The organism is Ruegeria sp. TASC047 (genome assembly GCF_059612445.1).
This window is the reverse complement of record NZ_JBXWQP010000017.1, coordinates 18,883-32,146: the sequence shown is the minus strand read 5'-3', so window position 1 is coordinate 32,146 and position 13,264 is coordinate 18,883. Positions and strand designations below refer to the sequence as shown.

Genomic DNA, 13,264 nt, shown 5'->3' with positions numbered 1-13,264 from the left:
AAACCATGGCCCGCACCGTTACAATCCAACGCAAGTCGCTGAACACTGCCCTGGCCTGGGCCGTCGGTCTGCTGATCTTTTTCCCGATCCTCTGGACCATCCTGACCAGCTTCAAAACCGAAGCACAGGCCATCGCAAGCCCGCCACTGTTCCTGAACTTCGACTGGACGCTCGAGAACTATGCTGTCGTGCAGGAACGCTCGAACTACATGCGTTTCCTTTGGAACTCAGTCATCATCGCAGGCGGGTCAACCCTGTTGGGTGTGATCATTGCCGTACCGGCAGCATGGGCAATGGCGTTTGTTCCTTCGAAACGTACAAAGGACATTTTACTTTGGATGCTCTCTACCAAGATGTTGCCGGCAGTCGGTGTCCTTTACCCGATCTACCTGCTGTTCATCCGTCTGGGGCTGCTTGATACACGAGGTGGACTGGTTGTCGTGTTGATGCTGATCAACTTGCCCATCATCGTCTGGATGCTCTACACCTACTTTCGCGAAATTCCCGGTGAAATCCTTGAAGCTGCGCGGATGGACGGGGCAACGCTGAAAGAGGAAATCCTGCACATCCTGACACCCATGGCTGTACCGGGCATCGCTTCGACTGTCCTGCTGAACTTCATTCTTGCCTGGAACGAGGCATTCTGGACCCTCAACCTGACAGCCGTTGACGCGGCCCCGCTGACCGCATTTATCGCCAGCTATTCCAGCCCCGAGGGCCTGTTCTTTGCCAAGCTCAGCGCGGCTTCAACAATGGCCATTGCACCGATCCTGATCCTTGGCTGGTTTAGCCAGAAACAACTTGTCCGCGGCCTGACTTTTGGCGCTGTGAAATAAGGAACACTTCTCATGGGACGTATTCAACTCAAGTCCGTGACCAAAAGCTTTGGCGACGTGCAGGTTATCCCGCCACTGGATCTGACCATCGAAGACGGAGAGTTCACGGTGTTCGTCGGGCCATCGGGTTGCGGTAAGTCCACTTTGCTGCGCCTGATTGCGGGTTTGGAGGACATCACCTCTGGCTCCATCGACATTGATGGGGCCGATGCAACAAACGTACCACCTGCAAAACGCGGTCTGGCGATGGTTTTCCAGTCTTATGCCTTGTACCCGCACATGTCCGTTCGCAAGAACATCGCCTTTCCCTTGCGCATGGCAAAACTGGACCAGGCCGAAATCGACAAACGTGTGGAAGGGGCCGCGCAGGTTCTGAACCTGACCGACTATCTGGATCGCCGCCCCGGTCAGCTGTCCGGTGGCCAGCGCCAGCGTGTGGCCATCGGGCGTGCCATTGTCCGCGAACCCGCAGCGTTTCTGTTCGATGAGCCGCTGTCCAACCTGGACGCCGCGCTGCGCGTTGGCATGCGTTTGGAGATCAGCGAGTTGCACGAGCGGTTGGCGACAACCATGATCTATGTGACCCATGATCAGGTCGAAGCAATGACGATGGCCGACAAGATCGTCGTGCTTCAGGCTGGTGTGATCGAGCAGGTCGGAAGCCCGCTGGACCTATATCGAACGCCGCGAAACCTTTTTGTCGCCGGGTTCATCGGTTCGCCCAAGATGAACTTTATCGAAGGCGAAGAGGCTGCAAAACACGGCGCACATACAATCGGTATCCGCCCCGAACATATTGCTGTGTCCGAGAGCGAAGGAACCTGGAGCGGTGTCGTGGGCGTGTCCGAGCATCTTGGATCAGATACGTTTTTCCACATACATGAAACCGGTCTGGCGGAAACAATCACGGTGCGCGCGGACGGAGAGGTTGGATTTCGGCATGGCGACCGTATCTACCTGACGCCACGTGCCGACGTGCTTCATCGTTTTGACGCCCAAGGGCTGCGGATCGAATGAAGCGACTGGACGGAAAAACCGCGCTCATCACCGGGGCTGCGCGCGGAATCGGGTTGGCCTTTGCAAAAGCTTACGTCGCCGAAGGTGCGCGTGTGGCCATTGCCGACATTGATATCACGCGGGCGCAAGCCGCAGCCTCGGAAATAGGTGGCGCAGCAATGGCGGTCGAAATGAATGTCGCTGATCAGGACAGCATCGACAATGCTGTTGCGCGCACAGTGGATCAGTTCGGTCAGATTGACATTCTGATCAACAATGCCGCCGTCTTTTCAGCAGCGCCAATCACCGAAATCGACCGCGCCGATTACCAACGCGTCTTCGATATCAATGTCTCGGGCACCCTGTTTACACTGCAGGCCGTTGCGCGACACATGATCGACGCCAATGTCAAAGGCCGGATCATTAATCTGGCCTCACAGGCTGGTCGGCGTGGCGAATCTCTGGTCGCCGTTTACTGCGCCAGCAAGGCCGCCGTAATCTCTTTGACGCAATCAGCGGGACTCAATCTGATCGCTCACGGGATAAATGTGAATGCGATCGCACCTGGTGTTGTGGATGGAGAACATTGGGATGGCGTCGATGCCTTCTTTGCGAAGTATGAAAATAAACAACCGGGACAGAAGAAGCACGAAGTTGCATCAGCGGTACCGTTCGGCCGAATGGGACGGGCCGAGGATTTGACCGGGATGGCTGTGTTTCTGGCGTCTGATGAAGCGGAATACATCGTGGCCCAGACTTACAATGTCGATGGCGGAAATTGGATGAGCTGATGACCCCTTTGGCGGACATAACACCGGTAGAGTTGCGCCTTAACCACCTTGGGGCGCTTCCGGCAGATATCAAGAAACCCGGATACCGGCGAGAAGATTTGGCACCTGGGATTGTTCATATCGGACTTGGGAATTTTCACCGTGCGCATCAGGCGTGGTACATCCACAGGCTGATGCAAAAAGGGTTGGCCCTGGACTGGGCGATCATCGGGGCCGGAGTTCGGGCCTATGACGCGGACATGCGCGAAAAGCTGATCCGGCAGGACTGTCTGACAACTTTGATCGAGCTTGACCCGTCCGGTGTTTCGGCCGAAGTCATCGGCCCGTTGATCGACTATCTGCCCATTGAACCCGGAAATGCGCCTCTGATCAGGAAGATGTCCGATCCCGCCATTCGGATCGTGTCCCTTACCGTTACGGAAGGTGGCTATTTTCTGGATGCCAAGTCGGGTGTTTTCGACGTGGACCACGGTGATATTCGACACGACGTGCAAAACCCGCAACAGCCTCGCACGGTCTTTGGTGCCATTGTGGCGGCACTTGGCAATCGCCGTGCCGCCGGGCATCTGCCCTTTACGGCATTAAGCTGTGACAACCTTCAGGGCAACGGTACCATGCTGCGCAATTGCGTTGTTGAACTGGCGCGCCTTACGGACCCTGATCTTGCGGATTGGATCGATCAGAACGGGGCGTTCCCGAATTCGATGGTGGATTGCATTGTTCCCGCAACCACTGATCATGTCCGAACCCAGACCCGCGCCCTTGGAATTGAAGACAGCGTTCCGGTTTCACACGAGAACTTTCGCCAATGGGTGATTGAAGATGATTTCTGCGCCGGGCGGCCGATGTTGGAGAAAGTCGGCGTTACGATCACCAAAGACGTACACGCATATGAAACCCTGAAACTGCGTATTCTGAACGGCGGGCACCAGATTCTGGCGAATGTGGGCGAGGTTCTGAACATCCCCACAATCTCGGACTGCATGAACGACCGGGAAATTTCGGCATTCTTCCTGAAAGTACAGAGCGAAGAAATTCTTCCGCACGCCATTGCAGTTCCCGGGATGACACCGGAACAGTATCTGGATCTGGTCAAACGCAGGTTTTCGAACACGGCTATTCACGACACCACGCGGCGCGTGGCCTTTGATGGGTCTGCACGCCACCCCGGATTCTTGCTCCCGTCCCTTCGCGATGCACTGGCCTCGGGTACATCTGTCACCGGTCTGGCGCTGGTTGAAGCTTTCTGGTGCCGGATGTGCGCCGGTCTGCGTGAGGACGGATCAGAGATTGCGCCCAATGATCCCATCTGGAGCGATTTGCAGAGTGTGGCCCTTGCCGCCAGGGAACAGCCCGAAAAGTGGCTTGAGGCAGCAAACCTGTACGGAAGTACTGGTCGTGAAGCCCAGTTCGCAGAAGCCTTCACACGCTGGTTGCCACGGATCTGGCAGCACGGATGCCGGACGACGATCAAAAGCTATCTGAATGCGCTTTCCTGACGGTTGTGATCTCGGTTCAGGTGGTTTCCATTATTGAACTGGTCGCAGGCTTTGAATTTCCGGTTGTCCGATCGAAAACTGCCATAGGCGTCAATCTTTGGATTTCCGCACGATATATACGCCTGCGAGGCAGAGAACGAAACCGAAGGCGATGCGCCAGGTTACCGGCTCGCCCAGGATCATCCAAGCCAGTGCAATTGCCAAAGGTGTGACAAGGTAAAGCAATGTGGACACGCGGGTCGCGTCGCCGCGCTGAACAAGTGCGACATAGAGGCTGATCGAGATCAGGGAATTGGCGATGACCAGATACGCAAGGGAAAGGATCAGGTTTGGATGCCAGGTGACTTCCATCGTTTCGGTCGCCATTGCGATGGGAAGCAGCACGGCAAATCCGATCACATATTGAACAGCACCACCCAACACTGGGTCGCTGCGCCGCCCGTGACGTTTTTCCAGCAAAGTGGCGGCGGTCAGGCCGACCAATGCACTAACCGCAAGCAGCCCGGCGGAAAGAGGCACTGCGCTAGTCTTGTCAAAGACGCTGATTGCAACCCCCGCAAAACCCAGCGCCAGGCCAACCCACATCACGGGCCGTCCACGCGCTTCTCCGACCAGGGGAGAGAGGGCGGCGACAAGGGCGGGCTGCAAGGCCATCACGATGGCAGTGGTGCCGGCACCCAACCCCTGTTTCATCGCCTGATAGGCCAGACCGAAGTAAACACACTGAATAAGAAACCCACTTGCCGCCATCGCGGCCCAGTGCGCCGGATCACGCGGCAGGGCAGGGCGGAACACCGCCAGCAGCGGCAGAAGACACAGAACAGCCAGACCATAACGGATCGCAAGCATGGTCATCGGTTCCACATAGGGCAGCCCCAGCTTGGCAAAACTGTAGCCACCCGCCCAGAACAGCACGAACAGAACCGGTGCACCCAACCAGAATATCGATACCGCGCGGGCCGAGGTCATCATCTATTCCAGCTTCGAAAATAATCGCCCAAGCATATCAAGGCACTGGGTCATCTGGTCGACCGAGACGTATTCATCCGGTTTATGCGCCTGATCGATTGATCCGGGGCCGCAGACAACGACGCTCATCCCCAACTGCTGGAATATCCCGGCCTCGGTGCCGAAAGGTACAACGTCGGCGCCATTTGCCCCTGTCAGTTCCATCACAAGGTCACGCGCTTCGTTGTCGTCCATTGGCTCCAGCCCGTCAACCTCACCGATTACTTCGGTCTTGATACCGGCATCGGGATGAACAGTCTGCATTGCCGGGATCAGGGTTTGCGCGCAAAACCGGTGCAGTTCGTCTTTGACGTAATCCGCATCCGCCTTTTGCACTGGTCGCATCTCCCAATCGACCCGCGCCTTGCCGGGGATCACATTATGGGCCACCCCGCCCACCAGCGTACCGGTATTGATTGTTGTCCATGGTGGGTCGAACGGGCTGTTTTCCGGTGCTCGCCCTTGCAAATCTGCCTTCAGCGCCAGCAGTTTCGACACGTATTGCACTGCGTATTCGACAGCGTTAACGCCGCGCTCGGGGGCCGAGCCATGGCCTTCGAACCCGGTAAAATGCGTTGTATATTCAAAGCAGCCCTTATGGCCTTCGATGATGCGCATCGAGGTGGGCTCGCCGATGATGACCACAGCGGGTTTTATCTCACGCAGGGTCTTGGCCAAAGCCTGCGCGCCAAAACAGCCGATTTCTTCATCATAGGTAAAGGCAAAATGCACTGGGCGCTGAAGGTCCAGCTTTGCGTAATACGGGGCCATGACGACTGCCGCCGCGATAAACCCTTTCATATCGCAGGTTCCGCGCCCAAACCACTTGCCGTCCCGCTCCTCCATCACGAACGGGTCCGAGGACCAGTCCTGATCGGCGACAGGCACTACATCGGAATGGCCTGACAGAACGATACCACCGTCGCGCTTTGGGCCCAACGTGGCAAAAAGATTGGCTTTGGTGCCGGTTTCGTCATGCAATATTTCCACCGCTGCACCGCAATCGCTCAACCGGCCCGCGAGGTGCTTGATCATGTCCAGGTTGCTGTCTGACGAAACCGTGGGGAAGCTGATCAGTTCGCCCAGCAGGGTCTTGGCGTCTTCGAGGATGCTCAAGGCTTAGTCTTTCACAAAGAGCTTTCGCTCGATATTGCATAGGGCTTCGGCGGGGCCGTTTTCAGTGATAAGAATGGTTTCCGTGGTCTCAAGCCCCCAGCTGTCCATCCACAGCGCAGGCATGAAATGAAAAACCATGCCCGGTTGCAGAATGGTCTCGTCTTCGGCGCGGATCGACGCTGTCCGTTCGCCCCAATCTGGCGGATAGCTCAGGCCGATAGGGTATCCCATGCGCCCTTCCCGTTCGAGTCCGTGACGGGCAAGAACCTTAAGAAAAGCGGTTGCAATGTCGCTGGTCCGATTGCCAGCCCGTGCAGCCTCTAAACCCGCCGCTATCCCTTCGATCTGCGCGCGTTCCGCGTCCCGCATTTCTGGCGGCGGAGTGCCAAGAAATACCGTGCGGCAAAGCGGAGCGTGATAGCGCCGATAGCAGCCTGATAGTTCGAAAAATGTTGCCTCACCTTCTTTCATCGGCGCGCCATTCCATGTTAGGTGCGCGGCAGTGGCATCCAGCCCTGAGGGTGTCAAAGGGACAATGGCCGGGTAATCCCCCCAATCATCCTCAACCCCGGTAATCCCGGCATGAAAGATATCTGCGACAAGGTCGTTCTTGCGCACGCCCACCGCTGCACGATCAATGGCCGTTTGGATTACTTTTTCGGAGATCCGGGCCGCCTTGCTAATAAAGACAATTTCTTCTTCCGACTTGATCAGACGCTGCCAGTTTACAAGTGCCGTCGCATCCACCAGCGTCGCTTCGGGCAATTCCTTGCCCAAAACCTCGTGTGCCTTTGCGGAATAGTAATAGTTCTCCATCTCAACGCCGATACAGACCGCGTCCAGCCCAAGCGCGCGAATGTGGCCAGCCAGATCCTGCATTGGATGGCGTATGGTTGATTGAACGTAGTGGTCTGCATAGCCGCGAATGTTGTCCTTGGACATCCAGCATGTGCGCAACCCACCCAATGCATCCATCTGGCGTCCCCACCAAATCGGCTCACCTTCCATGCCGAGCAATACGCCCTGATGCACGTAAAAGGACCAACCATCATAGCCAGTCAGCCAAGCCTGGTTCGAAGGGTCGGTGACAAAAAGTAGCTCTAGCCCCGCTTTTTCCATAGCGCTTCGGGTCTTGGCGATCCTGCGGTCATATTCCGCTTGGCTGAAAGGGGCGTGTTCAATCGGCATGGCATCCTCGGAGGCTGGATATGACACGTACTTGAGCGCAATCTTACCAATTTGTACACAAATGAACTTGTAAGCGATACCTGAACCGAAACCCCTATTAGAAGTTATTGGGTTATCTAACGAGGAGATCATGGTACGCGTACAGGGTATTCACCCTCAGCATCGAAGGACGCCGTAGAATAGAGCGCTGGAAGCACGCGAAGGTCCCTGTTCGGCGGTTAGTGCGTTTCCGAAACCGCGCCAAAAGTCATGAGCCACCGAGGGTCATGAGAAATTTCTTCAGACCTCATCTGATCGCGGTTTTCGCGGGCCAATCGACTATTTGTGCGGTTTTATGCTGCGCCTGAGCGAGGATCGGCATTTCTCCGCTGGATATGATTGCAAGACGGCAACGGTGGCACCTGATCTCGCGCGCGGCATGGTGCAGGGGGTCGGTGTCTTGGGCACAGTGAAGGCTCGCTGCCAAACCCCAGATGTCCAAGGACTCAATCAATGCTACACACTGCGCCCACCTGTCGAGAGGCGGCCCCTTGTTTCGATGCATGTCGATCCAGCGCGCTCGACACCAACGGCATTCTCAATTCAACGCGTGCCGCGTCCCCTGTGGTGAACGAGGCAGAGTGTCAGAGCCTGCGCAACTCGACCGGTCAGAGGAAAGCGCGCAATCTTTGGGGAATGGTTGCGTGGGGTTTGTTGGTGATAGTCCAAATCGCTGCGTACGCCGCCATGTTCTATGGCGTGTTGGTTATGCATATCTCGCTGCTTCCCTACGTATTTCTGGTTGCACTGACAGTCTTATTCTGGCTGGGCTACGATTGCATTCGCGATATGCGCAAGGATACTTCATCAGCTAACGGTCAAAGTTAGATATCCATTCTTAGCTGAATGACTTCGGGTCAATGACAGTCGATATCTGTGGCCAAACTGCCGGGCCCAGTGGAATGTAAGTGTTGCCCTTCGTGATTTCCTTGGGGCGGGGCGCTTTCAGGTTCAAGACACACCCTGGCAACAGGCATCTTTCACGAAAGTCAGTGACAGAGCCGGTTGACAACAGGTTTTGTATTTTGGATACATTTGTCAGGGATATCGCAACGAACTGTATTGTCACTGAACGCTCTGACGACAAAGAGCCCTGCGATTGTCTTGCCAAGTCCATTTCTGGGAGAAAATCATGAAACTCAATCTTCTGGCCGCAACCACGGCAATAGCCCTGTCGGGTGCCGTGGCACAGGCAAATACCCTGGTGTATTGTTCCGAAGGTTCACCCGAGGGGTTTGACCCTGCACTGTTTACCGCGGGAACTACCTTTGATGCTTCGTCGCATCCTATCTATAACCGGTTGCTTGAATTCGAAACCGGTACAACCAATGTGATCCCCGGTCTGGCTGAAAGTGTCGAGGCCAGTGATGATGGCCTGGAATACACGTTCAAGCTGCGCCAGGGTGTCAAATTCCATTCGAATGACGAATTCACCCCGACCCGCGACTTCAACGCTGATGACGTAATCTTTTCGTTCATGCGCCAAAAGGACGAGAACCACCCCTATAACCAAGTGTCTGGTGGCACGTGGGAATACTTCCAGGGTATGGGGATGCCGGATCTGGTCTCTTCTATCGAAAAGATTGATGACTACACGGTGAAGTTCACCCTGTCCAAGCCAGAGGCACCCTTTGTTGCGAACATGGCGATGGATTTTGCATCGATCATGTCAGCCGAATATGGCGATGCTATGATGGCTGCCGGAACGCCTGAAAAACTGAATACCGCGCCCATCGGGACCGGGCCTTTCTCGTTCGTGGCCTACCAGAAAGACGCGGTGATCCGCTATGCCGCCAATGGCGACTACTGGAAGGAACCGGCGCAGGTCGAAAACCTGATCTTTGCCATTACGCCGGACGCGTCTGTTCGCTATCAAAAGCTGAAAGCTGGCGAATGCCATGTGATGCCTTACCCGAACCCGGCTGACATTCAAGCGATGAAGGATGATGCAGACATCAACATGATGGAGCAGGAAGGGCTGAACGTCGGGTATCTGGCTTACAACACCACGATGGCGCCGTTCGACAACCCCAAGGTTCGTAAAGCGTTGAACATGGCGATCGACAAGCAGGCGATCATCGACGTGGTTTTCCAGGGCTCGGGCCAGGCTGCCAAGAACCCGATCCCGCCAACCATGTGGAGCTATAACGACGCTATCGTGGACGATCCATATGATCCCGAGGCGGCCAAAGCCATGCTTGATGCCGAAGGTGTCTCGGACTTGTCGATGAAGATCTGGGCGATGCCGGTTCAGCGCCCCTATAACCCCAATGCCCGCCGCATGGCCGAGCTGATCCAGGCTGATTTTGCCAAGATTGGTGTGGGCGTCGAAATCGTCTCATACGAGTGGGGCGAATACCTGTCACGCTCGAAAGAACTGAACCGCGACGGTGCTGTTCTGCTGGGTTGGACCGGTGATAACGGCGATCCGGACAACTTCCTGGCCGTTCTGCTGGGCTGTGACGGGGTCGAAGCATCGAACCGTGCACAATGGTGCCACCAGCCGTTCGAGGATCTGATCCTGAAAGCCAAGCAAAGCACCGATCAGGCAGAGCGGACCAAGCTGTATGAAGAAGCGCAGGTCGTGTTCAAAGAGCAGGCCCCATGGGCAACCATTGCTCACTCGGTTGTATTCATGCCGATGAGCAACAAGGTGCAAGGCTACAAAGTGCACCCGCTGGGCGGCCACATCTTCTATGGTGTGAGCGTCGAGTAAGCCATCACTCACTCACCGGAGCTGCCTGTTTGGCGGCTCCGGCTTTTTTATTGAGGAGGTCGGCCTGAATGCCGGATCTGTCCGAATATCGTCAACTGGCGCGGGACCTGTCAGTCGACGCATTAGCTCTTGTACCTGGCCCAAACTTCACCCGCGCTTTGGGACAAGCTTTCATGAGCCACGAACGGCCCTTCGTGGTTGTTGTCCCAGCCGAGGGACAGGCCGCAGCGATTGTGCCCAATCTGGAACTGGCGTCATGGGATCTTGTCGGGTTCGAGGGCGCTGTTTTCGATTGGCGCGATCAGACCGGTTATGACGATGCGTTTACTGTTTTGGCCGCACATATGCCGATCCGCTCGCTTGCGGTGGAAGGTCAGGTGATGCGGGTTTTTGTCTCTGCGGCTTTTACCCGTGCTATGCCGGACTTGAGGATCGTTGACGGTGAACGCGAAATCTCGGGCCTGCGCATTATCAAAACCGATGAAGACATTGCTGCGATGCAGGCGGCCATCGATATCTCGGAACGTGCTCTGGGTCGTGTGATTGCAGATGTGCGCATCGGCCAGACTGAAAAACAGGTCGAGCAGGCTCTGATACAGGCACTGTTTGCAGAAGGAGCCGAGTCTCTGGCGTTTTCGCCCATCGTGGCGGCTGCCGACAATTCTGCACGGCCGCATGGGAAAGCGCGCAGCGACTACCAGATCAGGGCAGGCGACGCGTTACTGTTCGATTTCGGCGCCTGCAAAGATGGTTTTGCCGCTGACATCACGCGAACCTTCTTTGTTCAAGACGTATCGGACGAGGGTAGGGAAGTCTACGATACCGTTCTGCGCGCCAACAAAGCCGGATTCGATGCCTGCCGCCCGGGTGCAACGGCCCATGACATCGACGATGCGGTCATCAGCGTGCTCGAGGCCTCGCCATTTGCGGATCGTATACGTACCAAAACGGGTCACGGGCTTGGCCGGGATGTGCACGAGGCGCCTTATATCATGCGCGGAAACCACCAGAAAATTCTGCCGGGCATGGTCTGGACGAATGAACCAGGTCTCTACGCGCTCGAAAGTTTTGGCGTTCGCATCGAAGATGACGTGCTTGTCACTGCGGATGGTTGCCGGTCGCTGACCCATTTCTCCAAAGAGCTTACAATCATAGGTCGCTGATGTTTGGTTACTTACTCACCCGCATTGGCCTGTTCGTCCCGACTTTTCTGGGCGTGACGTTGATCTCATTCATGTTCATCCGGGTGCTGCCGGGTGATCCGATCATCGTCATGGCCGGCGAGCGAGGCATGACTGAAGAACGCTATCAGGAAATGGTGGAAAAGCTGGGTTTCGACAAACCGGTGTTGCAGCAATACTGGGAATACCTTGCCGGGGTATTGCAGGGCGATCTTGGCGAAAGCTTTGTCACCAAAAAACCGGTCTGGGAGGAGTTCTTTTCGCTGTTCCCCGCGACAATGGAACTTTCGCTCTGCGCCATGATCTTCGCCATTGCATTGGGTCTGCCTGCCGGAGTGATTGCGGCGGTGAACCGGGGGAAGTTTTTTGACAGGGCACTGATGTCCTCGGCATTGGTCGGATACTCGATGCCGATCTTCTGGTGGGCGCTGCTGCTGATTATCGTGTTCTCGGGCAATCTTGGCTGGACACCGGTGTCCGGCCGGATCGACCTGCTTTATTACTTCCCAAGTGTCACCGGTTTTATGCTGATCGACAGTCTATTGTCCGGGCAGGAAGGCGCATTCGGGTCGGCCGTTCGTCATCTGGTCCTTCCTACGATTGTGCTGGGCACTATTCCGCTGGCCGTGATCGCGCGTCAGACCCGGTCGGCGATGCTAGAGGTACTGGGTGAGGATTATATCCGCACCGCACGCGCCAAAGGGTTGTCGCCGACCCGGGTAAACGGGCTGCATGCGCTACGTAACGCGCTGATACCGGTTGTCACGGTGATCGGGTTGTCGGTTGGTACATTGCTGGCGGGGGCAATTCTTACTGAAACCATCTTCAGCTGGCCGGGCATCGGCAAGTGGATGGTCGATAGTATTTTCCGCAGGGATTACCCGGTAGTGCAAGGGGGTTTGCTGATGATCGCGGTGATCGTGATGTTGGTAAACCTGCTAGTCGATGTCCTGTACGGCATCATCAACCCCAAAATCCGGAGACGATGATGACCGAGTTTTCTTCGACCCAGCCAATAGCCGAAAATCGTCCCAGCGCACTGCGAGAGTTCTGGTACTATTTCAGCGAAAATAGGGGTGCCGTGATTGGGTTGTGGATCTTTGCAGGATTTGTGTTCTGTGCGGCCTTTGCCCCATTGCTGGCCCCCTATGATCCGACCGAACAGTTCCGGGACCATATCCTGCAACCCCCTGCCTGGCAGGAAGGTGGAAGCTGGGCCTTCCCGTTGGGTACCGATCCATTGGGCAGGGATATGCTGTCGCGGCTGATCATGGGGTCACGCTATTCCTTCTTTGTGGGGATCGTTGTGGTCTGTGTTGCCGTGACGGGCGGCGTAATGGTCGGACTTCTGTCGGGGTTTGCACCCAAATGGGTTGATACATTGATCATGCGGGTGATGGACATCGTCCTGGCTTTCCCGTCTCTGCTGCTTGCCCTTGTTCTGGTCGCTATTCTGGGCCCATCACTGACCAACGCGATGATCGCCATCGCCATCGTGTTCCAGCCGCATTACGTGCGCCTGACCCGCGCGTCGGTTCTGGCGGAACGGCAGAAAGACTATGTGACCTCGGCCCGTGTGGCCGGTGCTGGCAAGTCGCGGCTGATGTTCATCACGGTATTGCCCAATTGCCTGGCACCGATCATCGTGCAGGCGGCCCTGTCTTTTTCGACTGCCATTCTGGACGCGGCGGCCCTTGGGTTTCTGGGCATGGGCGCGCAGCCCCCCACGCCGGAATGGGGCACCATGCTGGCTGAAGCGCGCGAGTTCATCCTGCGCGCATGGTGGGTTGTAACCTTCCCCGGTCTCGCAATCCTGGTCACCGTACTTGCCATCAACCTGATGGGCGACGGGTTGCGCGATGCGCTGGACCCGAAACTGAAGCGGAGCTGATCG

The 13,264-nt window shown here is 56.3% G+C and carries 12 protein-coding genes; 9 read left to right on the top strand and 3 right to left on the bottom strand.

Annotated elements, in window-relative coordinates; all coding sequences use genetic code 11:
- Positions 1 to 5: 5 nt before the first annotated feature.
- The 4 genes from AC2FLO_RS02095 to AC2FLO_RS02080 are packed head-to-tail and all read left to right on the top strand — an operon-like array spanning position 6 to position 4,122.
- Entirely contained in the window at positions 6 to 836 is an 831-nt protein-coding gene (locus AC2FLO_RS02095; protein ID WP_209506825.1) for a carbohydrate ABC transporter permease, read from the top strand.
- A 12-nt stretch (positions 837 to 848) separates the two neighbouring features.
- Positions 849 to 1,853: an ABC transporter ATP-binding protein gene (locus AC2FLO_RS02090; protein WP_480588715.1), complete on the top strand. Its 1,005-nt coding sequence runs from the start codon at positions 849 to 851 to the stop codon at positions 1,851 to 1,853.
- A complete protein-coding gene (locus tag AC2FLO_RS02085; RefSeq protein ID WP_480588714.1) occupies positions 1,850 to 2,623 on the top strand; it encodes an L-iditol 2-dehydrogenase in 774 nt (257 codons plus the stop codon). Before AC2FLO_RS02090 ends, AC2FLO_RS02085 begins: the two co-directional genes overlap by 4 nt.
- On the top strand, positions 2,623 to 4,122 hold the full coding sequence (locus tag AC2FLO_RS02080; protein WP_496754657.1) for a mannitol dehydrogenase family protein: 1,500 nt from the start codon (positions 2,623 to 2,625) through the stop codon (positions 4,120 to 4,122). The genes AC2FLO_RS02085 and AC2FLO_RS02080 overlap by 1 nt, the downstream gene beginning before the upstream one ends.
- A 90-nt stretch (positions 4,123 to 4,212) precedes the next feature.
- Here AC2FLO_RS02080 and AC2FLO_RS02075 read toward each other — a convergent pair whose 3' ends face one another.
- The 3 genes from AC2FLO_RS02075 to AC2FLO_RS02065 are packed head-to-tail and all read right to left on the bottom strand — an operon-like array spanning position 4,213 to position 7,434.
- Positions 4,213 to 5,094, bottom strand: a complete 882-nt coding sequence (locus tag AC2FLO_RS02075) for a DMT family transporter (protein WP_496811612.1) — start codon at positions 5,092 to 5,094, stop codon at positions 4,213 to 4,215.
- Entirely contained in the window at positions 5,095 to 6,246 is a 1,152-nt protein-coding gene (gene argE / locus AC2FLO_RS02070; protein ID WP_496754661.1) for an acetylornithine deacetylase, read from the bottom strand. It abuts the gene before it with no gap.
- Between the two features lie 3 nt (positions 6,247 to 6,249).
- A complete protein-coding gene (locus AC2FLO_RS02065; RefSeq protein ID WP_496754662.1) occupies positions 6,250 to 7,434 on the bottom strand; it encodes a M24 family metallopeptidase in 1,185 nt (394 codons plus the stop codon).
- A gap of 492 nt (positions 7,435 to 7,926) precedes the next feature.
- On the opposite strand from AC2FLO_RS02065, the gene AC2FLO_RS02060 reads away from it, so the two are divergent.
- From AC2FLO_RS02060 to AC2FLO_RS02040, 5 genes are all read left to right on the top strand, one after another.
- A complete protein-coding gene (locus AC2FLO_RS02060) occupies positions 7,927 to 8,301 on the top strand; it encodes a hypothetical protein (protein WP_496754664.1) in 375 nt (124 codons plus the stop codon).
- A 304-nt stretch (positions 8,302 to 8,605) separates the two neighbouring features.
- Positions 8,606 to 10,189, top strand: a complete 1,584-nt coding sequence (locus AC2FLO_RS02055; RefSeq protein ID WP_496754666.1) for an ABC transporter substrate-binding protein — start codon at positions 8,606 to 8,608, stop codon at positions 10,187 to 10,189.
- 68 nt (positions 10,190 to 10,257) lie between these two features.
- Positions 10,258 to 11,352 carry a M24 family metallopeptidase gene (locus AC2FLO_RS02050; RefSeq protein WP_496754667.1) on the top strand — a complete coding sequence of 365 codons (1,095 nt, stop codon included), beginning with the start codon at positions 10,258 to 10,260 and terminating at the stop codon, positions 11,350 to 11,352.
- A complete protein-coding gene (locus tag AC2FLO_RS02045; protein WP_480588708.1) occupies positions 11,352 to 12,359 on the top strand; it encodes an ABC transporter permease subunit in 1,008 nt (335 codons plus the stop codon). The genes AC2FLO_RS02050 and AC2FLO_RS02045 overlap by 1 nt, the downstream gene beginning before the upstream one ends.
- A complete protein-coding gene (locus tag AC2FLO_RS02040) occupies positions 12,359 to 13,261 on the top strand; it encodes an ABC transporter permease subunit (protein WP_496754669.1) in 903 nt (300 codons plus the stop codon). The genes AC2FLO_RS02045 and AC2FLO_RS02040 overlap by 1 nt, the downstream gene beginning before the upstream one ends.
- Positions 13,262 to 13,264 lie beyond the last annotated feature (3 nt).

Coding starts and splice junctions, on each gene's coding strand:
- AC2FLO_RS02095 (WP_209506825.1), top strand. CDS start 6: ATGGCCCGCACCGTTACAATCCAACGCAAGTCGCTGAACACTGCCCTG.
- AC2FLO_RS02090 (WP_480588715.1), top strand. CDS start 849: ATGGGACGTATTCAACTCAAGTCCGTGACCAAAAGCTTTGGCGACGTG.
- AC2FLO_RS02085 (WP_480588714.1), top strand. CDS start 1,850: ATGAAGCGACTGGACGGAAAAACCGCGCTCATCACCGGGGCTGCGCGC.
- AC2FLO_RS02080 (WP_496754657.1), top strand. CDS start 2,623: ATGACCCCTTTGGCGGACATAACACCGGTAGAGTTGCGCCTTAACCAC.
- AC2FLO_RS02075 (WP_496811612.1), bottom strand. CDS start 5,094: ATGATGACCTCGGCCCGCGCGGTATCGATATTCTGGTTGGGTGCACCG.
- AC2FLO_RS02065 (WP_496754662.1), bottom strand. CDS start 7,434: ATGCCGATTGAACACGCCCCTTTCAGCCAAGCGGAATATGACCGCAGG.
- AC2FLO_RS02060 (WP_496754664.1), top strand. CDS start 7,927: ATGCTACACACTGCGCCCACCTGTCGAGAGGCGGCCCCTTGTTTCGAT.
- AC2FLO_RS02055 (WP_496754666.1), top strand. CDS start 8,606: ATGAAACTCAATCTTCTGGCCGCAACCACGGCAATAGCCCTGTCGGGT.
- AC2FLO_RS02050 (WP_496754667.1), top strand. CDS start 10,258: ATGCCGGATCTGTCCGAATATCGTCAACTGGCGCGGGACCTGTCAGTC.
- AC2FLO_RS02045 (WP_480588708.1), top strand. CDS start 11,352: ATGTTTGGTTACTTACTCACCCGCATTGGCCTGTTCGTCCCGACTTTT.
- AC2FLO_RS02040 (WP_496754669.1), top strand. CDS start 12,359: ATGACCGAGTTTTCTTCGACCCAGCCAATAGCCGAAAATCGTCCCAGC.